This window comes from Nocardia sp. NPDC056100, assembly GCF_042266325.1.
GTDB lineage: Bacteria > Actinomycetota > Actinomycetes > Mycobacteriales > Mycobacteriaceae > Nocardia.
Map to the genome: position 1 here is coordinate 1,331,917 of NZ_JBHJVY010000002.1, position 17,741 is coordinate 1,349,657.

General features: G+C 64.7%; 21 protein-coding genes. 10 read left to right on the forward strand and 11 right to left on the reverse strand.

Features of this window, described 5'->3' with window-relative positions; all coding sequences use genetic code 11:
- The first annotated feature begins 38 nt into the window (after window positions 1-38).
- Window positions 39-1,451, forward strand: coding sequence for an MFS transporter (locus ACFC0O_RS18280; RefSeq protein ID WP_375959203.1), 1,413 nt, complete (start codon window positions 39-41; stop codon window positions 1,449-1,451).
- A 661-nt stretch (window positions 1,452-2,112) separates the two neighbouring features.
- Here the strand turns inward: ACFC0O_RS18280 and ACFC0O_RS18285 are convergent.
- On the reverse strand, window positions 2,113-2,475 hold the full coding sequence (locus ACFC0O_RS18285) for a hypothetical protein (protein ID WP_375959205.1): 363 nt from the start codon (window positions 2,473-2,475) through the stop codon (window positions 2,113-2,115).
- A gap of 182 nt (window positions 2,476-2,657) precedes the next feature.
- Window positions 2,658-3,020, reverse strand: a complete 363-nt coding sequence (locus ACFC0O_RS18290; protein WP_375959207.1) for a hypothetical protein — start codon at window positions 3,018-3,020, stop codon at window positions 2,658-2,660.
- 539 nt (window positions 3,021-3,559) lie between these two features.
- Between ACFC0O_RS18290 and ACFC0O_RS18295 the strand changes: the two genes are divergently transcribed.
- Both ACFC0O_RS18295 and ACFC0O_RS18300 read left to right on the forward strand, forming a co-directional pair.
- Window positions 3,560-4,096 (forward strand): DUF6879 family protein, encoded by a 537-nt coding sequence (locus ACFC0O_RS18295; protein WP_375959209.1) that lies wholly within the window; start codon window positions 3,560-3,562, stop codon window positions 4,094-4,096.
- Window positions 4,093-4,923 (forward strand): helix-turn-helix domain-containing protein, encoded by an 831-nt coding sequence (locus ACFC0O_RS18300; protein WP_375959211.1) that lies wholly within the window; start codon window positions 4,093-4,095, stop codon window positions 4,921-4,923. Before ACFC0O_RS18295 ends, ACFC0O_RS18300 begins: the two co-directional genes overlap by 4 nt.
- Before the next feature lie 18 nt (window positions 4,924-4,941).
- On the opposite strand, the gene ACFC0O_RS18305 is transcribed toward ACFC0O_RS18300, so the two are convergent.
- The 4 genes from ACFC0O_RS18305 to ACFC0O_RS18320 form a co-directional block, all read right to left on the reverse strand.
- The gene (locus ACFC0O_RS18305; protein ID WP_375959213.1) at window positions 4,942-5,118 is read right to left on the reverse strand and encodes a hypothetical protein; all 177 of its coding nucleotides are present in this window, start codon (window positions 5,116-5,118) and stop codon (window positions 4,942-4,944) included.
- A gap of 88 nt (window positions 5,119-5,206) precedes the next feature.
- Window positions 5,207-5,605: a GNAT family N-acetyltransferase gene (locus tag ACFC0O_RS18310; RefSeq protein WP_375959215.1), complete on the reverse strand. Its 399-nt coding sequence runs from the start codon at window positions 5,603-5,605 to the stop codon at window positions 5,207-5,209.
- A 294-nt stretch (window positions 5,606-5,899) separates the two neighbouring features.
- The gene (locus ACFC0O_RS18315; protein ID WP_375959217.1) at window positions 5,900-6,370 is read right to left on the reverse strand and encodes an NUDIX hydrolase; all 471 of its coding nucleotides are present in this window, start codon (window positions 6,368-6,370) and stop codon (window positions 5,900-5,902) included.
- 145 nt (window positions 6,371-6,515) lie between these two features.
- On the reverse strand, window positions 6,516-7,283 hold the full coding sequence (locus tag ACFC0O_RS18320) for an SDR family NAD(P)-dependent oxidoreductase (protein WP_375959219.1): 768 nt from the start codon (window positions 7,281-7,283) through the stop codon (window positions 6,516-6,518).
- Between the two features lie 543 nt (window positions 7,284-7,826).
- On the opposite strand from ACFC0O_RS18320, the gene ACFC0O_RS18325 reads away from it, so the two are divergent.
- Window positions 7,827-9,050 carry a Fic family protein gene (locus ACFC0O_RS18325; RefSeq protein ID WP_375959221.1) on the forward strand — a complete coding sequence of 408 codons (1,224 nt, stop codon included), beginning with the start codon at window positions 7,827-7,829 and terminating at the stop codon, window positions 9,048-9,050.
- A 140-nt stretch (window positions 9,051-9,190) separates the two neighbouring features.
- Here ACFC0O_RS18325 and ACFC0O_RS18330 read toward each other — a convergent pair whose 3' ends face one another.
- Window positions 9,191-10,144: an NADP-dependent oxidoreductase gene (locus tag ACFC0O_RS18330; protein ID WP_375959223.1), complete on the reverse strand. Its 954-nt coding sequence runs from the start codon at window positions 10,142-10,144 to the stop codon at window positions 9,191-9,193.
- 77 nt (window positions 10,145-10,221) lie between these two features.
- On the opposite strand from ACFC0O_RS18330, the gene ACFC0O_RS18335 reads away from it, so the two are divergent.
- From ACFC0O_RS18335 to ACFC0O_RS18345, 3 genes are all read left to right on the forward strand, one after another.
- Window positions 10,222-10,629 (forward strand): winged helix-turn-helix transcriptional regulator, encoded by a 408-nt coding sequence (locus ACFC0O_RS18335; RefSeq protein WP_375959225.1) that lies wholly within the window; start codon window positions 10,222-10,224, stop codon window positions 10,627-10,629.
- Window positions 10,630-10,858: 229 nt separating this feature from the next.
- A complete protein-coding gene (locus ACFC0O_RS18340) occupies window positions 10,859-11,287 on the forward strand; it encodes a carboxymuconolactone decarboxylase family protein (protein ID WP_375959227.1) in 429 nt (142 codons plus the stop codon).
- Between the two features lie 164 nt (window positions 11,288-11,451).
- A complete protein-coding gene (locus ACFC0O_RS18345; RefSeq protein WP_375959229.1) occupies window positions 11,452-11,673 on the forward strand; it encodes a hypothetical protein in 222 nt (73 codons plus the stop codon).
- Between the two features lie 36 nt (window positions 11,674-11,709).
- Here ACFC0O_RS18345 and ACFC0O_RS18350 read toward each other — a convergent pair whose 3' ends face one another.
- The gene (locus tag ACFC0O_RS18350) at window positions 11,710-12,561 is read right to left on the reverse strand and encodes an SDR family NAD(P)-dependent oxidoreductase (protein ID WP_375959231.1); all 852 of its coding nucleotides are present in this window, start codon (window positions 12,559-12,561) and stop codon (window positions 11,710-11,712) included.
- The gene (locus ACFC0O_RS18355; protein ID WP_375959233.1) at window positions 12,558-13,091 is read right to left on the reverse strand and encodes a YbhB/YbcL family Raf kinase inhibitor-like protein; all 534 of its coding nucleotides are present in this window, start codon (window positions 13,089-13,091) and stop codon (window positions 12,558-12,560) included. Before ACFC0O_RS18355 ends, ACFC0O_RS18350 begins: the two co-directional genes overlap by 4 nt.
- An 89-nt stretch (window positions 13,092-13,180) precedes the next feature.
- Here ACFC0O_RS18355 and ACFC0O_RS18360 point away from each other — a divergent pair, with 89 nt between their 5' ends.
- Complete coding sequence (locus ACFC0O_RS18360) at window positions 13,181-13,864, forward strand: GntR family transcriptional regulator (RefSeq protein WP_375959235.1); 684 nt, start codon at window positions 13,181-13,183, stop codon at window positions 13,862-13,864.
- Between the two features lie 169 nt (window positions 13,865-14,033).
- On the opposite strand, the gene ACFC0O_RS18365 is transcribed toward ACFC0O_RS18360, so the two are convergent.
- Entirely contained in the window at window positions 14,034-14,360 is a 327-nt protein-coding gene (locus ACFC0O_RS18365) for a hypothetical protein (RefSeq protein WP_375959237.1), read from the reverse strand.
- A gap of 122 nt (window positions 14,361-14,482) precedes the next feature.
- Window positions 14,483-15,883, reverse strand: a complete 1,401-nt coding sequence (locus ACFC0O_RS18370; RefSeq protein WP_375959239.1) for a WD40 repeat domain-containing protein — start codon at window positions 15,881-15,883, stop codon at window positions 14,483-14,485.
- A 194-nt stretch (window positions 15,884-16,077) separates the two neighbouring features.
- On the opposite strand from ACFC0O_RS18370, the gene ACFC0O_RS18375 reads away from it, so the two are divergent.
- Together ACFC0O_RS18375 and ACFC0O_RS18380 are read left to right on the forward strand one after the other, a co-directional pair.
- Complete coding sequence (locus ACFC0O_RS18375) at window positions 16,078-16,491, forward strand: nuclear transport factor 2 family protein (RefSeq protein WP_375959241.1); 414 nt, start codon at window positions 16,078-16,080, stop codon at window positions 16,489-16,491.
- Between the two features lie 166 nt (window positions 16,492-16,657).
- Window positions 16,658-17,593, forward strand: a complete 936-nt coding sequence (locus ACFC0O_RS18380; RefSeq protein ID WP_375959243.1) for a hypothetical protein — start codon at window positions 16,658-16,660, stop codon at window positions 17,591-17,593.
- Window positions 17,594-17,741: the final 148 nt, after the last annotated feature.

Here is a 17,741-nt window from a genome sequence, read left to right on the forward strand (position 1 = left end):
CGACCCACGGTGAAGTATTGGCGACGCACACTGCGGTCATGACTGCTGAGCGTGTGCGATGGCCGTTGACTCTCGCGTTGTGCGGCGGCTACTTCCTGGTGCTGTTGGACGTGACGGTGGTCAATATCGCGCTCCCGCAGATCGGGTCGGATCTGCACGCGGACGGTTCCGGACTGGCGTGGACGGTCGATGCCTACGCGGTGCCGTTGGCGGCGTTGCTGCTGGGCTCGGGCGCGATCGGCGACCGGCTCGGTCACCGCCGCGTGGCGCTGCTCGGGCTGGCCGGTTTCGGTGTCGCGTCGGTGCTATGCGCGCTGGCTCCGACCATCGGTGTGCTGATCGCCGCGCGGGCGATGCAGGGCACCGGCGCCGCGCTGATGCTGCCGGGCACGCTCGCACTGCTGGTGGCCAACGCCCGGGACGAGAACGCGAGAAATCGGCTGGTGGGTGTGTGGGCGGCGACCGGCGGTGCGGCCCTGCCCGCCGGTCCGGTGATCGGCGGGCTGCTGGTCCAGGCCGCGGGGTGGCGCGCGGTGTTCTGGCTCAGCGTGCCCGTGGTCGTTCTCGCGCTGATACCTGTGCTCGGGCTCGCCCGTTCCCGCGCCACGACGCCTGGATCGAACACCGTCGATTGGGGTGGGGCGGCGCTGCTGGTGACCGGGCTCGCGTGCCTGGTGAGCGCGATCATCGAAGCCCCGCGGTTGCCGTGGTTGGCGGTATCGCTGGGCACGATCGCGGCGGGAGTCGCCTGTTGGTTCGTCGTCGTGGAACGGCGAGCCCGGTATCCGCTGCTGCGCATCCCGCACGGCGCCCGGCGTGCGCTGGCGGCAGCCTGCGCGGTGTCCGGGGTGATGAATCTGTGCGTACTAGGCGGATTGTTCCTGCTCACACAGCTTTTCCAGAATGTGCGCGGGCTCAGTCCCGTGGCGGCGGGCTTCGCCACGTTGCCCGCGATGCTGCCGCTGCCGCTGCTGGGCGCAGCGGCGGGCAGGCTCATCGCGCGGATCGGGGTGTGGCGCGGCAGTGCGCTCGGGCTCATGGTGTCCGCGGTGGGGTTCGCCGGTATCGCCGTCATGATCACCGGCGGCGGCTCTGTCCTGCTGCTGTGTTCGTTGGCGGTCTGGGGTGCGGGGCTCGCGATCCTGACACCGGCGATCGTCGCGGCCGCACTGCACGCGGTGCCCGACTCCCCCGGCGCCGCGTCGGGGGCGAGCAACACCAGCAGGCAGACCGGCGGCGCGCTCGGCGTCGCGCTGTTCGCCGCCCTCGCCGGACCCGCCACCGGGACGAGTTTCACCGCTCACGCCTGCGCGCTGTTCCTCGCGGCCGCGGTCACGTTCGCGGTCCTGGGCGTGCTGTGCGGAGTCGGGTCCCGCTACCTTCCTGAACGCAGCGCGTCGCCGGACCTGCCGAGTCCAACGATGGTGCGCACCAAGCGAATCAACTCATGAGGTGCAGCTCGCGCAGCATCCCCGAAGCACGGAATTGACGTGCTTTGGCACTCGATAAATCCTTGACCAACTCCGGCCCATCGCCAGCGCCGCAGAACGAGAACTGCAGTCGATCGTGGTGCACGTCGGGGTAACCCACGCACCCATGACAGCGCTGCCCAGGAGTGCACAGATCACGCCAGTCTGTGAGGAGAGTCCGAGCCGACACCTATGAATCTCACCGATACGCCGCGAAATTCACCGGACTGAGGGTCGGGGCGGTGCCGACCCTCAGGGCATGAACTCCAGCGGCACCGTCTCACAGCACATGCGCGAACCGGGGAGGCATTGCTTAGTCATGATGAGTGGATCGGCCCGCCTGCAACGCGTCGATCAACCTCTACCACTTGCCATCTCATAAATGATGCACGGTGGCCGCCGTGGCACATCGTGCATGGGGGCCGTCCCGGTTCAGGTACTCGGGCTGGGGATGGCGCCGACCCAGCACTCCCACAGGTGCACAGAGCGCCCCGCCGTAATACAAGCTGTCGCCGAGGTCTTATAGCGCAAGGCGCGTAGGGCCGTCCCTTTTCGGACAGCCTTCCCGACTCCCTGAAGCGACGAAACCCGCGGCAGCACAAAGACTGTCGGGGTTAGTTCAATTCTCAGCGTTTCAACCACATCACCGTTCACCAGGTCCGGTCCAGCCGTAGATGATCCGCGGAGTCCCCTCGGGCTGTTCCTGGTCTTCGAGGTAGATCGTGTACAAGCGTTGTTCGGCAAGCAGGTAGACATCTGGGCCGCCATCGATCTCGGTAGGATCGATGCCGCCCAGGTGCTCCAGGTTGGGTACAAGCACGAACGAAGGGTCATCGGTCCGCACAAGGGTTTCCAGACGTTCGACCTTGCCGATCGATGGCGCTTCGGCGTAGACGATCATTGTTAGCTCTATACCGAATCGTGTTGCAGTGTCCCAAATCTGGTGCTCGATCTCGGAGCGCTGGTCACCGACCAGGGCTTTGCTCAGGTATCCGATTCCGTACATGGTTTCGCTCTCTGGGTCAATGCCGGGATAGCAGACCCCCGGGCAAGTTCTGGCCGGTTAGGTGGTTGCGATTGCACCTATAAGAACGACCTTGAACATCCGGGGGTCTTCGAGTGCTCAGTCCTGAATACTGTTGCCTCCCTACGGCACCTCCGTTTCCTCCCGAGCATCGTTCGGTGGTCTCATTGAGGCTGACGCTGCCGAGACTGGGGGCGACGCGAATCCAGCGCGTCTTGAAGTTCCTTCTCCGACAACCGCAAACGCCACCGGTACCGCTCTGCCGGTACCACGGTCTGAAGCTCGGCGAACGCGGTGACATCCGCCGAATCCCCGCCCAGGTGTTCAAGATTCGGCGTGATCACGTATCCCGCGTCCAACTTCCGGACGGACTTGTAAAGGGTTCGCATGTGAGCGCCATCCGAGTTACCTAGGACAACCACGTCTGCGACCCGCAACCCGAGATCATGCGCTCGTTGCCGAGAGTGGTACTCCGCCCAGTCCCGGTCGGCTTTGGTGGTCAACACTCCCAGATTGATGTAGATCACGGCTCGTTCACCTTGGCTCATGTCCGCCCCTTTCGCTGCTGGGTGGCAGTCGGGGCCGGGTCGACTTCACCGGCCCCGACGCGTGATCACGACGTTAGGGAGGCTCATCCACCGTTCGCCACAGTTGTGCTCGGTTGTGCTCGAAGACCTCTGATCTGTTGACCTGTGTGCTGCCGAAGCGCAACGATTAGAAGCGCAAAGCACAACGCCGCACAACACCAGGACGGCTCTAATGCACTTACGATTTCTCGGCAACGACAGCCAGAACGGCACATGCCCCTCGCTCTACATGTCCGACACCGGAGAGTACGTAGTCCAGGGGTGGCGCACGGACGACGACGCAGTTGTCGAAATCCCCCATCGCCTCCTTGGGCATCTCGAGTACGAAACCTGCCTTGGGGTACCGGTTTCCGACTCGGGGCACGGTACGTTCTTGCTCCGCGGTGCCCCTCTAACTGAACCCGATGCTCTCGCTACGATGGACATTCCGGATCACGAGGCCGCTGTCATCGTGCCCGTCGGGAAGGTTGCCAAACCACATGCGGCACTTGCAAGGTGACGACTTCCTTGGACTGTTCCGATCCGACTGGAGAAGGGCGTTCCACTTCGAGGCGCAAGACACCTACAACGTCTCCGATGAGGCTGAGCCGCTGAGGAAATTCAGGGCCGGTGAGTCGGATGACTACGAGTGGTGTCGCGAGTGGGACGATCTGATCAAAGAGCAGACCGGCCAAGGAAAGATCGTACAGCGAGTTCGGATGGTCTCGGTTCCGCCGGTTGAATACACCCGATTTGGAATCACGGTCGCCCCGTTGAATATCTCCGCAGGCGAAGATGTCCGCTGGCTCCCTCGCCCGCTGATAGATCCATCTGAGTTGGCTCACGATGACTATTGGCTGTTCGATGAGAATCTCGTAGCGTTTGTCATCTTCCGCGCCGATGGGGATGCATCTGGCGTCGCGGTATCAGATGACCCTGTGCTCGTAGGTCACTGCATCGCGGTTCGGGACAGAGTGTGGAAGCTTGCCCTCCCGCACGATGACTATGTCAGGAGCGAATATAGTTCCGCAGAGTGAGCGGTAACGTACACGAGGCCAGGGAGGCCCTGGGAGCGCGGTTGCGCGACATCCGTAAGGATGCGGGCCTCTCTGGTACCCAGCTGTCCAGGCTGGCAGGCTGGCACCACACCAAGGTCTCGAAAATCGAATACGGGAAGCAAGCCCCGAGCGACGCCGATATACGGGCCTGGTGCCTACACTGCAAGGCCGTAAAGGATGTTCCGGACCTTATTGCAACGCTTCGTAATGTAGAGGCTTCGTATATCGAGTGGAAGCGCATAGCCGGTATCAAGCGGCGTCAACAGCAACTACATAGTACTGAAGTTGACACGAGGCTCACGCGATCGTTTGAGCCTGTTGTGGTTCCCGGTCTATTGCAGACGCACGACTACATCAAAGCGGTTCTTGCGAAGGTATCTCAGTTTTATGGTCATGATGAGCCTTTGGAAGATGGTATTGCGGCGCGACTCCAGCGTCAGCAAGTGCTTTACCGTGGATATCACAAGTTCCATTTTATTCTTGCAGAGCAGGTCCTTTACACTACGGTGGGTTCCGATGACGTCATGCTCGGCCAATTGGACCGCATTCTTAACGCAATGACACTACCCAACGTTGTTGTTGGAATTATTCCGATATCGGCAACATATGAGGTGCCGACGACAAATTTTGTCATGTTCGACCGGCGGGTGGCTCATGTGGAAACGATTACCGCAGAATTGACCATTACGCAGCCTCGTGAACTCGTTTTATACGAACAGGCTTTCCAGGCGCTGGTAACTATGGCGGTGGTGGGCGAACCAGCGCGGGCGCTGATCAGAAAGGCGATCGAGGCGCGATCCGTTTAGCGAGTATCCGTCTGAATATTACAGAGGCACGCGCTGGGTGTATTCGTCCAGGGTGCGCGGTGACGGCGGTCGCCCGGAGCGAACGCTGGGACGCACCGCCAGCCACAGCCGGAACCGCGGATCGAGCACGAACCGATCCACCGCATCGGCATCGGCCATCTCCGCCGCCCACCGCGCGCTATCGCTTCCACTCACCGTTCTCAATGAAGACGACCGAGGACGACGGCCCCTATTCGATCCGTCGACGCCCAAGTGTGTTTTCGCGGTCGGTGTCGGCTGCCGCTCAGTTCAGTCGGAGTAGCCCGGCGTCGGTGGCGTTGAATCCGCAGGCTTTTCGATAGAAGTCGTTGAGATGTGGTTCGTAGTCGACGTGGAGCCATTCGATGCCGAGACCGCGGAGATCATCGACGAGAGCGGAGACCAGCTGGGTGCCGATGCCGTGACGGTGCAGGCCAGGGGCAACCATGGTGTCGAGCAGGAACGCGTGTCTTCCGCCGTCCCAAATCGCGTGAACGAAGCCGATCAAACGTTCGTCGATGAATGCTCCGATCCAGGACCTGCTGTGCCGTTCGAGTCGTTCTCGCCAAGGACTCAGGGTGTAGTTGCTGCCGAAGGCGTCGGCGTGCAGGCGTGAGAGCACTTCGTCGTCGACGGTGAACCGGATCCGCAGATTGGTGGTCATGTCGAGGACTCCTGTTCCCGAATGCGTTGCCCGGCTTGAGATGAACCGGCGGTTGCTGGCGTAGTTGTGGACCATGCCGTAGGAAATGCCGTTGTCGTGTGCTCGGTGAGGAGCCGTTGATAGGCGGCCTGGGCAGTGATCCGGTGACCCGTCTGCTCATTGAGTTCGGCTGATTGAGTTCGGCGTCGAGCTTGGCATCGACGATGGAGGTGAAAGGATCGAGGGCCGACAGACGGGCCGGATGTTGTTTGCGCTCTGCAGGGTGATGGGCATCGCTACGGCTGCGCCGAGCATTCAGCCGAGATAGGGCGTAGACCGTCCCTCGAGGTAGTGGGTCAACCGCAGTCGCTGGGTGCGGTGCATGTCGAGCCGGTCGAGTTCGGCGGGGGCTACGAACCGTACTTCGGCGGACTCCTCGGAGATGACGAGATCTCCGCCGACGACGCGTGCGAGGAAGCATACGTTGAATTGTCGTCGGACCTCACCGTCGGTATAGGCGATGATGTGGCGGGGATCGGTGTAAGTGCCCACGAGGCCGGTGATTTCGATGTCCAGGCCGGTTTCCTCTTTGACCTCACGCACCGCGCAACCGGGAAGGCTGTCTGTCATCTCCATTCCGCCACCGGGCAACGCCCACAAGCCGCTGTCCGTGCGTCGCTGGAGCAGGATGCGGCCGGTGTCGTCTGCGACCACAGCCGAGGCCGCCACGACGAGGCTGTTGGGTTCGGGAGCCGCTGGGTCGTTGTAGTACTCGGTACGTGCCATGGTCCCCTACCCTTCCACCGGCCGTATCGATGTCCAGACCTACGGAAACTGCTTATGGCGGTGTCGTATTCGATGATGGTGGTCTGGACAGGATCCGTATGGGGCCATGATGATCCGCGCACCAGTCAACCGTTACACGACGATGTCAGCGCGGAGCCATTCGCAATGCGCCGTCCATGCGGATGGTTTCGCCGTTGAGGTAGTCGTGTTCGGTGATGTATTGCACGAGTTGGGCGTACTCGTCGGGGCGGCCCAGGCGGGACGGGAAGGGGATTCCGGCTGCCAGGGCCGCGCGGTATTCCGGGTTCATGCCCGCGAGCATCGGGGTGTCGACGGTGCCGGGGGCGATGGTGTTGACGCGAATGCCGAACTGCGCCAGGTCACGTGCGGCCGGGATGGTCATGGCCGCGACGCCGCCTTTGGAGGCGGAGTAGGCGATCTGCCCGATCTGGCCTTCGAACGCCGCGACCGAGGCGGTGTTGATGATGACCCCGCGCGAGCCGTAGTCGTCGACCGGCTCAGTCTTGGAGATGGCGTCCGCGGCCAGGCGCATGACGTTGAAGGTGCCGAGCAGGTTCACCGTGATGACCGTGCGAAACAGCTCCAAATCGTGCGGACCGTGTTTGGAGACGATGCGTCCCGCCCAGCCGACACCGGCGCAGTTGACGACGATGCGCAGTGGCACACCGGATTCCACGACCTTGGCGACCGCGGCGGCCACCTCGTCACCGCTGGTGACGTCGGTCGGGATCAGGGTGACACCGGCCGGGACGCTGTCGCCCGCGCGCTCGATCGACTGGGCCAGGTCCAGGCCGAACACAGTGGCGCCGGCGTCGGCGAGGCGCTTGGCGGTGGCCGCACCGAGGCCGGAAGCACCTCCGGTGACGATGGCGGCGGAGCCGGAAATCTCCATTGCGTTCAGGTCCTCTCGACAGCGGAGCGGCCCTCACGAGCGCTCCGATTGACACATGCGGGCCGCTTTTCAGCGATCCCCGCGCAGAAGCTAATCGGTGCCCGCCCGCATAAGCGAGCGGATGTGACCGCATCAACAGAGACGAATGCGCTGGTCAGTGCACTTATCACAACTGCGGCAAGCGTCGTTGGTGCACTCGGCCGAACCAGCTCGTCCGAGACCGAACGCCACGATCACCCGATCGATACCCGAGTGTGGTTTCGGCTCGGACGTTCGCGGCGGCGCGTATCCGGGTGAACCACATCATGATCGACCGCTTGTATCCCTCGGACATGTTCGGCCCGGCAATCACATTCTCGCCGAACCTGCCAATTCACCTGTGCTCGTGCGAAAGTGCCGATGCGGTGCAGGTGTTCGGATCGCAACCGTAGGACTCATCACTCACGAGATTGCCAAACACCTTCTGACGTAGAGGCTTTCGCGATTGCACCGCGTGCCGTCTACTTCAGTGTCGTATTCGACAACTGAGCGAGATCGAGGCTCGTGGATTCGCGCGGAGACAGTCGCAGGCTGGCCGAGGCGATGCTCGCACGGAGCACATCCCCGTTCCGAGATCGCACAGATAAACGCAGCTTAAAGACGCAATGTACGTTGTTCATCGGTAAACATGGTCTGATGTTTCAGCCGAACTTCACGATCAGTCCCGCGACTGCGACGTCGCTTATGGCCATCGAAGCCGACCGCCAGGTGATTATCGAGCTGCCGATCAATGTCGACGTACTGGCAGGGCTACGTGAGACCGCGAGACTAGCGGCTACCCATTACTCCACCCAGATAGAGGGGAACCGGCTGACACAGGCGCAGGTCGCAGAAGCTATTGCCGGAGCCCAATTTCCGGGCCGAGAGCGCGATGAGGCCGAGGTCCGCAACTACTACCGCGCGCTCGCGCATATCGAAACCCTGGCCGTCGAGGGCGGCTCGATCAGCGGACTCGAGCTCGATCGCGTACACGGGTTCGTCATGTCCGGACAAGGGACACCAACGCCATATCGGTCCGGTGACAACGTGATTCGCGAAACCGCGACCGGTCGCGTGGTCTATACGCCACCCAAGGCATCCGATGTGCCCGCACTGATGGCATCGCTGTTCGACTGGATCAACACCCGGATGACCAAGCGTGACCTGCCCGCTCCGCTGATCGCCGCGCTCACCCACTACCAATTCGCGACAATCCACCCGTACTACGACGGAAACGGTCGCACTGCCCGCCTTCTCACCACACTCGTCCTGCACCGCGCCGGCTACGGATTGAAGGGCATCTACTGCCTCGACGAGCACTACGCTCGCAACCTCAACGACTACTACACCGCACTGACCGTCGGCCCATCGCACAACTACTACCTGGGTCGTGCCGAAGCCGACCTCACCGGATTCCTGAACTTCTTCTGCGACAGCATGGCCCAAGCCCTCGCCTCGGTGCGCTCGCGAGCCACCGAGGTCGCCCACACACCCGGCAACAGGCACGCGGACGACGCCGCCACCCTGCGACAGCTCGACCCTCGCCAGCGACGAACCCTCGAACTCTTTCGAGACAGCGCGGTAGTCACCGGATCGGACATCGCTACCCATCTCGGCATCAGCCCGCGCACGGCAAACACCCTGATTCGCGGTTGGATAACCGACGATTTCATCGAAATCGACGACCCATCCAAAAAGAGGCGCACCTATCGCCTGCGCCCGCGATACGAACGACTCGTCAGCCCCTGACCCGAACCCATCCTTCCAGCGCTCATGAATGCTGGACCCACGCGCCGGAGAGCTCGCCCGGCGCGGTCACCTCGTAGGTCGGCTGATTGTCCCGAGCATTCCCCCATGCCGCTACCCCGCCCGTCCAGATCAGTTGCAGCTCACGGGATGAGGACCAGGCGGCCGCGCAGCCCACCGTGCTCGACTCGGCGGTGGGCTTCGGCGGCCCTGTCCAGGGGAAGTGTGGCAGTGATTCTCGGGGTGAGGCCGGCGGTGGCGAGGCCGGCCAGGGCGGGGCCGTCGGCGCTGATCCATTGTTGGTGGATTCGTATGCCGCGTAGTGGGATTGGTGCTGGTCCGCCGGTTACGGTGACGTATGCGCCTCTGGTGCGCACGGCCGCGACCGCTTGCATGCCCAGGCCCGCGGTATCGAGTGCACCGTGCGCACCGCCCGGGATCAGCGTGCGGAGTGCCGCTGCCAGATCGGGTGTGTCCCGCGGGACGATCCATTCGGCTCCCGCCGCGCGTAGGAATGCCTCGTCCGCGGCGCTTGCTTGAGCGGCGACTCGCAGGCCGCGGCGGGTGGCCAATTCGACGGCGAATCCTCCGACCGCGCCGGCGGCGCCGGTGATCAGCAGAGTGTCGCCGGGGGCGAGAGCGAGCAGGTCGAGCGATTGCAGGGCGGTGAGGCCGTTGAGCGGGAGGGTGGCGGCGGCGATGGGGTCCAGGCCCGGGTTGAGGGCCACGGCGCAGGCATCCAGGACGACGTACTCGGCGTAGGTGCCCAGTGCGCGGTCGAGTAGATCGCGTAGGCCGATGACGTTCTGCCCCAAGGCAAATGGGAGCGCGCCGTCGATCGAGCCGGGATTCACCGCTTCGACCACTCCCGCGACATCCCAGCCGATGCCGGTGCTCGCACGCGGGGTCATCAGTCCGGCATCGGCCAGTGCGCCGGAGCGAGTGACGAGGTCGACGGGATTGACGGTGGTGGCGTGGACTCGGATCAGGAGCTGTCCCGGGCCGGGGACCGGGATGGGAACCCGGACCAGTTCGAGTACCTCGGGGCCGCCGTAGCCGCGGGCTATCACCGCGCGCATGGTGTCTGTGGTGGGCATATCGATCAATAAAGTCGAGTTGGCCTTGATCAGGAAGTAGGTACTCGTAGGTGCCTACGGTACGTGAAGGAGCCCACTTGCCCACCCGCACAGCCGCTCAGCGCCGCATCGAAGCCAGCGCGGGGTACGACGCCTACCTCGCCGAATGCCCCGCGCGGCACCTGCTGGACCGAATCGCCGACAAATGGGTCAGCCTCGCGATCAATGCCCTGGCGAACGGCCCGCAACGCCATAGTGATCTGCAGCGCCGCCTGGCCAGCGTCAGCCAGAAGATGCTCACCCAGACTCTGCGCAACCTCGAACGCGACGGCCTGGTCGCGCGCACGGTTACCGGTTCGGTCCCGGCCCGAGTGGACTACGAACTGACCGAACTGGGCTATTCACTGCTCCCGGTGATGCAGGCGATCAAGAGCTGGGCCGAGAACCACATGGACCAGGTGCATCACGCCCGCCTCGGTTACGACGAAGTACACGCCGCGCGCTGATCTCCGCCGCGCGCGAGCATGCACGGAACAGCGATACCGACTGTCGCAGTGGGTATTTCGCGCTTCCGATCGATCGTCCGGTCAGGTGGTGCATTCGCCCACGACACCACTGTTCCGGCAGGAGGCGTTGACGAGACCCGAGACATGACCTTAGTTTATATGCATGAGTCATACATATAAAGACGGCGGCGCGGCGACGGTCCACGCCGTGCAAGCACGAATGAAGAGCGTGGCGAGCCTCGACCTGATCACCGGGATCGAGCATCTGCAGAAGGCGATCCACGCCGGAGGTGTCGACCCGCTCGTGCTCGAACTGGTGCATTTGCGGGCCAGTCAGATAAACGGTTGCAGCCCATGCGTTTTCAGCGGCGTGCAGTCCGCGACGCGGCTGGGCGAGACCCAGGAGCGGCTACACACCGTGGTTGCCTGGCGTGAGACCCCGTTGTTCAGCGATGCCGAGCGGGCAGCGCTCGCGCTGACCGAGGCCGCCACTCGGATTCAGGACGGATCGCCGGGGGTGACCGACGATATTTGGCAGGCCGCCGCCGCTCACTTCGACGACAAGCAGATCTTCTCGATCATCCTGAACATCGCGATCACCAATTTCTTCAACCGAATCAATCACACGATCCGCGAGCCCGGCGGCACGACCTGGTGACGCCGAATCCGCGGCCGAGCACGGCCCGACACTCCAGGAGACGTCGATCGGCTCGCCGGTCCACCGACGAGCCGATCGGAAACGCGATGTGCGCCAAGCCAACCGCAAGGTTTCGTTAACGCCCCCACGGCAACGTTGTTGTCACACAACGAGGGGAGAACACAATGAAGGTCTTGCAGAGCACCGCGGTGATCGGCGGAATCATCGCGGCGGCGTGCATCGGGTTGGCCGGGCCCGCATCGGCGAATGCGACACCGATCGCGCACACCTGGTGCCCCCACAGCGAATTGATGCATAAGACGTGGGATGTGAACACCGGCAAACCGGTCATCTGCGTCAATACCGGAGTCAGTGGCTACATGTGGGTTCCCGACGCCACCCGCTGACCAGGAGCACGCGAGCGGGCGGATGCGACAGACCGGCTACCGTCCGACCGCCGAAATGATTGCGGCGTCACTGATTTCGAGCAGACGACGACGCGCCGCCGGATCGTCGGCCTGCGGATGCGCCCGGCCGGGACGCGCACCGTTGAAATACCGGCCCGTCGTCTCCGACAGGGCGGGATCGCAGATCAGCCGCAGGGTCGCATCGGCCCCTTCTGCAATGGTGCTGAGCGGTGTGATGCCCGAATTCCGCACCATGGTCGTGGCCATGAGAGTGGCCGGGTGCAGGGCGTTCACGGTGATCCCGGTGCCATGGAGTTCGTCGGCGTATTCGACGGTCGCCATGATCATCGCCAGCTTGGCTCGGCAGTACGCGGTGTACGCGTCGTAGTTGTGCTCGGGGGTCGGATCGTCGAGGTCGATCTCGTGCTGCCCGGCCGAGGCCACGTTCACCACGCGCGCCGGAGCCGATGCCCGCAGGAGCGGAAGTAGTCGCCGGGTCAGCCGGTAGGGGGCCAAATGGTTGACCGCCCAGAGTAATTCGGTGCCGTCGGCGCCGAGTTCGCGGGCGCCGTCCGACCGGCCGCCGGTGCCGGCATTGTTCACCAGCACATCCAGGCGCGTCGTGCGGGCGATGACCTCCCGGGCCAACCGGTCCACCTCGGCCAATCGCGACAGGTCGGCCAGCAGCACCAGCGGAGCGTGTCCGCGCGCGGCGGTCACCTCGGCGGCGACCGCCGCGGCGCGGCCGGGGTCGCGCCCGTGCAGGATCAGCCGGGCGCCCGCGGCGCCGAGCCGCACCGCGAGCTCGCGCCCGAGTCCGTCGGTCGCACCGGTGATCAGCACGGTTCGATCGGCCATGCGGTCGATATCGTTGTCGCGCATGGTCATTGCTGCGCCTGCGCGGTGGTGACGAGGGTGGCACGACCCAGGATATGGCCGGCGATCATGAACCCCAGCAGTGCCGGCGTGGAGTCCGGGGCGACCCCTATGTCCGCGACATCCAGGGCGTGCACGGTGACGAAATAGCGGTGTTCACCATGGCCTGCGGGCGGGGCGGCACCGATGTATCGAGCAAGGCGCGCGTCGTTCGGCAATTGGAGCGCCCCGTCGGGCAAGGCGCCGCCCTCATCGTCTCCGGCGCCTTCGGGCAGGGTCGTCGTCGCCGCGGGGATGTTGGCCACCGCCCAGTGCCAGAATCCCGAGCCGGTGGGGGCATCGGGGTCGTACACGGTCACGGCATAGCTCTTGGTCCCCGCCGGGGCGCCGCTCCAACTCAATTGCGGGGAAACGTCTTTGCCGCCGGGGGCACCCGCGGACCACTGCGCCGGCGGCCAGGGATCACCGTCACGCACCGTGCTGCTGGTGAGGGTGAACGCGGCCGCTTCGGGCAGGCGGGAGAAGGGATTGTTTGCGCTCATCGTGTCGCGCCTTTCGAGTCGTTCCGAACGTGCATGATCGACGATAACAGAAATAATCGATTATTTGTCGAATCGTCTATAATCGGATGATGACTCGGACCATGCCCACCCCTCCCCCGCCGGCGAAGCAGATGCTTTCCGAGCAGGTCCACACCCAGCTGCGGACCGCGATCATGCGCGGCCGGTACGCCCCCGGCGACGCCCTCAAACCGCAGGACCTGGCCGGGCAGTACGGGGTGAGCCTGGCCGTGGTGCGCGAGGCGCTGGTGCGCTTGGTCGGCGAGGGCCTGGCCGAACGGCTGACCAATCGCGGCTTCGCCGTACCCGCGGTGTCCGCGCATCGCTGGCAACAGATCGGCGAGGCCCGCCGGACCATCGAACCGGTCCTGCTTCGCATGTCGATCGAACGCGGTGACCTCGATTGGGAAAGCGCGGTACGAGCCGCTCACCACCGCCTGGCCCGCACACCGGCGTTCTCGCCGCCGGACGGGCAGTACTACACCGAGGAATGGGCCGAGGCCCACCGGACTTTCCACCGCACCCTCGTGCAGGGCTGCGCCAACCCGGTATTGCTGGAAACCTTCGACCGCCTATGGGACGCAAGCGAATTGGCCCGGCGCCTGTCCGCACACCGCAACCCCGAGCGCGACGGCAGCGACGAGCATCGACGATTGGAGGAGGCTGCCCTGGCCCGCGACGCCGACACCGCCGTCGCCATCCTCACCCGGCACCTGACCCTGACCACGGACGCACTGACCGAGCACGAAGAATGACACCCGCGACGAACCGGCACAGCGCGCCATGCCGGTAGCCGAAATATGTTCTACCGGTTAACCTTTGACGTCCGCGCCCCGCAACTCCTGCGCGTGTTGTCGAGACCTCATCGACCTAGCTCGTCGTCGAGTGGCCCTGGAAGCACTGATGGCTCGACCGCGCGTCCCGTCACCGGAAGTCTCGACCGTCGGTCCCTGCGATCAGGCCGCCGTTGACCGCTCGCATCCACAGTGTGTGGTGCCAGGGGTTGGCGCCGAGTGCCGGCTTGGCAGCGATGACAGGGTGGGGACCGGTCTCGATGAGGTGCAGCAGGGTCCACGCGAGGCCGTAACAGTCGTCCGGTCCGAAGCATTGGGCCAAGGCGGCGGCCTCGGCATCGGATACCGGACCGGTGATCGCTTCGAGTTGGGCTTGGCGGTGCGCGATCTGCGCTTCGTCGGCATCCCAATTCGGTAGAGGGCCGGTGGTAACGAACGCGGCGACATCGGCTCTCACGCCACCAGTGTGCCTGATCTGATGCCAACCCGCGCACACCACTGTCGAGTCGACATGAGCGCACGGTGCCGGAGGTCGAGAGTCGTTCGGCCCGTGCAGCTTTGGTGATTTCGCTCGCGTGCTCAGCGGGTGAGGCTCCAGAACCGCAGGGCGCCATCGGGAAAGTCGGCGGTGGCGAGCAGACTGCCGTCCGGGCTGAACGCCATCGCTTGTGCCGGGGTGGTGATCGTGCGAGTGCGTGTGCCGGTGGCGGTGTTCCAGAGGTGGACACCGGTGGCGCCGGACGAGGTGGCGAGCACGGTGCCGTCGGGGCTCAACGCCATTGTCACCCCCGCGGGCACGGGGATCTCGTGGATCACCGAGTCGGTGACGGTCGAGTGCAGCTGAAGCCGCCCGCCCACCCAGACTGCCCGGATAGTGCCGTTCGGTGCGGTTACCGGGTGCCGGGCACGCCGACCGGGCAGTTCGCCGAGCGTCCCGTCGTGCCGGAAGGTCAGCCCCCGCAGCCCTGATATGGACAGGTCCTGCACGTGGCGTTGCGCGCCCGAGGCAACCTCCCACACGACCGCCCGCGCCGATCCCGATGCGCCGACGCCCCAGGCGGCGAGCGTCGAACTGTCCGGGCCGAATGTGATCCCGTACAGGTAGATCTGATTCGGGTGCTCGCTGACCCGGATCTGCCATCGGGGTTGCTCGGCGTCCAGGATGGTGGTCAGGTCGCGCTGCGCGTCCCGGTCACCGGCCGCGGACAGCGTCCGTAGCAGGGTGAGCGCCGCATTGCGCTGGTCGCTCATCATCAGCAGCGCCGCCCGGGTGCGATGGTATGACGCCATCTCGGCGGGAGCGAGAACGTCGATCGCGGCCGCCCGAAACTCGTTGCGCCACCATCCCTGTGACTCGTACACCAGGCTTTCGTGCAGCCAGTCGTTCGGCCCGATCTCCGGGAGCAGGGCGGCCGCGTCCTCGAGCCGGGGCTCGAACGACTGCCACCACAGCAGCACGATCCAGCACAGTTGCGCTCGCGCGTCGGTGTCCCCGGCGGCCAGCTCGGCGCGAAGCGCGTCGATGTATTCGCGGCGCACACCAGCGCGATCGCTGCCCCTGTCGATCAGCCCGCGGGAATCCAACCAGCCGCGCACCCGCCATCTTTCGCGCCAGTGCGGCGGGGACTGCGCCAGCACGTCCATCGCCTGCCGGTGGTGTCCCAGCCCGGCCAGCAGCCGGGCCAGGCGTGGCCGCGCGCCCGGAACCCCCGACTCCGCCGAGGGCCGCAGCACCTCGATGCCCTCGGATATACGGCGATGCCGAACCAGCCAATCCGAGTACGCCCGACGCGCGAACTGGTCGCCGGCGGCCATCCGACCCCGCAACTCGTCGAGGCGATCAGCGCGGGACAACCAGATCGCCAACTGCTTGGCCGCGTGTATGTCCCCGGTATCCGCGCCCGCGCGCAGCTCGTCGATGCGTCCCGCGCGCGCCAGCCGCTTCGCGGATTTCAGGAGATGGCGGTCATCGGTGAGCACGCCGATCATTGTGCCGCGCAGGGCAAGTCACGGGAAACCAATAACCCTGCACGCGAGGCCGAAGCCATGTCGACCGGCCCCACAGAGCCGGTGTCGAGGCTCTGGTTCCCCGGAATACCTCGGTCATTCGTCCGATAGCGTTCAGGACATTGGCCCGATACCGCCACGTGGTCCAGATTCCTACGGTCGTAGGCATGACCATGGAAACCTTGATCGCCGACCGACTCGAAATCTCCGACCTGTTCAGCCGTTTCGGGCGTTTGCTCGATGAGCATCACTGGGAAGGCGCGGACACGGTGTTCGCGCCCGACATCACCGTCACCTCACCGCGCGCGGGGCAGCTCACAGGCATCGACCAGGTCGTCGGCTACATCCGGCAGTCGGTGGTCCCCGGGGAACACACCCAGCACATCACCACCGACCTGCAGGTCGACATCGACGGTGACCAGGCATCCGCCGCGGCGAACTCACAGGTCTACTTCTATCGCGACGGCCAACCACCCCACCAGATAAGCGGGCTGCGATTGGTGGCCGGTGTGGTGCGCACGCCGAACGGCTGGCGGTTGAACGAAACCCGCACGATCCTCAACTGGGTCCGCACGGCCTGACTCACTGGACGTTCCGCACCCTTGTCGTGCCCGTGTTGCCGTTCCGTGCTGCGCGGCGTGAAGTGTCGGTTCGACGGTGTTCGGCGCTTCCTGGACGTGTTCTTGCCTGCCATAGCGGATGCGATCATGTTGGCTGACAACCGAGTTGGCCAGTGACGGGATGCTGATGAGCAGTCAGGAATGGGACAGTTTCGCGGTGAACCTCGCGGGAGTGTTGACACGGAGCCCGCCGCACACGGTGGTGAACCTCGAAACGGGTCTGCGTTCTCTCGGTATCACCAAGGCCGAAAACGGTCTCAGCCTCTGCCTGACCGACGACGTCAGTACAGAGAGCCAACAGCGCCTGCGTGATACCGGTTGGGCCGGACCGGATTCCGACAAGCTGTGGTGGTACCGAATCCGGGGAACAGGTTTCGTGGCCTGCCGTGATATCGCGCGTACCGCCGGTGATGTGCTGCGGTCGGTACTCGAGGTCACCTCACCCGGCACCGTACAAGCCGAGGGGTGGGTCGACGCGTACACCGATATGCCCGTACCCCTCGGCCAGCTGCGAGCGTGTGCGTCCAGCCCGATCGCCGACGAGGTGCGGGTGTTGTTGTCCGTCGCCGAACTCCTGCTCTGTGATTACCCATGGCTGGTCGCCGCGGTGCGCTACAGGTTGACCGATCCGCAGGAAAGCCACACCCTCGGTCTCTGGCGGGGACTGCTCGACATCTTGGGCGAGCCGTATTTCGGCGGACTCGGAGTGCTCGCGCAATGCGACTGGCGACAGCGGGCAGACCAGATGCGGGAGTTGTTGCAGCGCTTGCCATCCCATCCTGAGTCACTCTCGTGGGACTGGTTCCCCGAGTTTCTCGTCTCGACCGCGGGCTCCGATTCCGGTGATATCGCCGAGGCGTTGCTCGACCGCGTCGGCACGCGCAGCGCTCCGCTGGGAGTCGCGCTGGTCTCGTTCGATACCGAAGGTGACGACTACGCCGTCGCCTTCGTTCCCCTCGCTCAGGTGGAGCGGCTCGATGCGCTCACCGCCTTGGCCGGCCACCGAATGACGACGTTGCCGTTCGCATCGGCGGGTCACTCACCGCCGTCCACGATGCCATGAACTCGACCCTCCGAATCATCGCGTTGTCGTTTCTCGCTACAGGATGGTCCTCTGCCCCCGAGGTAAGGTCACGATCATGGCCGATGACCGATCATCGGGTCGATCACGTTGGGGCACGCCAACCTCCTTCGTGCTCTACCGAACTCCC

Excerpts from the sequence above, each read along its gene's own strand:
- ACFC0O_RS18315 (WP_375959217.1), bottom strand. The coding sequence starts at position 6,370 with ATGGCACGTACCGAGTACTACAACGACCCAGCGGCTCCCGAACCCAAC.
- ACFC0O_RS18310 (WP_375959215.1), bottom strand. The coding sequence starts at position 5,605 with ATGACCACCAATCTGCGGATCCGGTTCACCGTCGACGACGAAGTGCTC.
- ACFC0O_RS18350 (WP_375959231.1), bottom strand. The coding sequence starts at position 12,561 with ATGACCATGCGCGACAACGATATCGACCGCATGGCCGATCGAACCGTG.
- ACFC0O_RS18375 (WP_375959241.1), top strand. The coding sequence starts at position 16,078 with ATGACCATGGAAACCTTGATCGCCGACCGACTCGAAATCTCCGACCTG.
- ACFC0O_RS18320 (WP_375959219.1), bottom strand. The coding sequence starts at position 7,283 with ATGGAGATTTCCGGCTCCGCCGCCATCGTCACCGGAGGTGCTTCCGGC.
- ACFC0O_RS18345 (WP_375959229.1), top strand. The coding sequence starts at position 11,452 with ATGAAGGTCTTGCAGAGCACCGCGGTGATCGGCGGAATCATCGCGGCG.
- ACFC0O_RS18285 (WP_375959205.1), bottom strand. The coding sequence starts at position 2,475 with ATGTACGGAATCGGATACCTGAGCAAAGCCCTGGTCGGTGACCAGCGC.
- ACFC0O_RS18360 (WP_375959235.1), top strand. The coding sequence starts at position 13,181 with ATGACTCGGACCATGCCCACCCCTCCCCCGCCGGCGAAGCAGATGCTT.
- ACFC0O_RS18355 (WP_375959233.1), bottom strand. The coding sequence starts at position 13,091 with ATGAGCGCAAACAATCCCTTCTCCCGCCTGCCCGAAGCGGCCGCGTTC.
- ACFC0O_RS18380 (WP_375959243.1), top strand. The coding sequence starts at position 16,658 with ATGAGCAGTCAGGAATGGGACAGTTTCGCGGTGAACCTCGCGGGAGTG.
- ACFC0O_RS18295 (WP_375959209.1), top strand. The coding sequence starts at position 3,560 with ATGCGGCACTTGCAAGGTGACGACTTCCTTGGACTGTTCCGATCCGAC.
- ACFC0O_RS18280 (WP_375959203.1), top strand. The coding sequence starts at position 39 with ATGACTGCTGAGCGTGTGCGATGGCCGTTGACTCTCGCGTTGTGCGGC.
- ACFC0O_RS18330 (WP_375959223.1), bottom strand. The coding sequence starts at position 10,144 with ATGCCCACCACAGACACCATGCGCGCGGTGATAGCCCGCGGCTACGGC.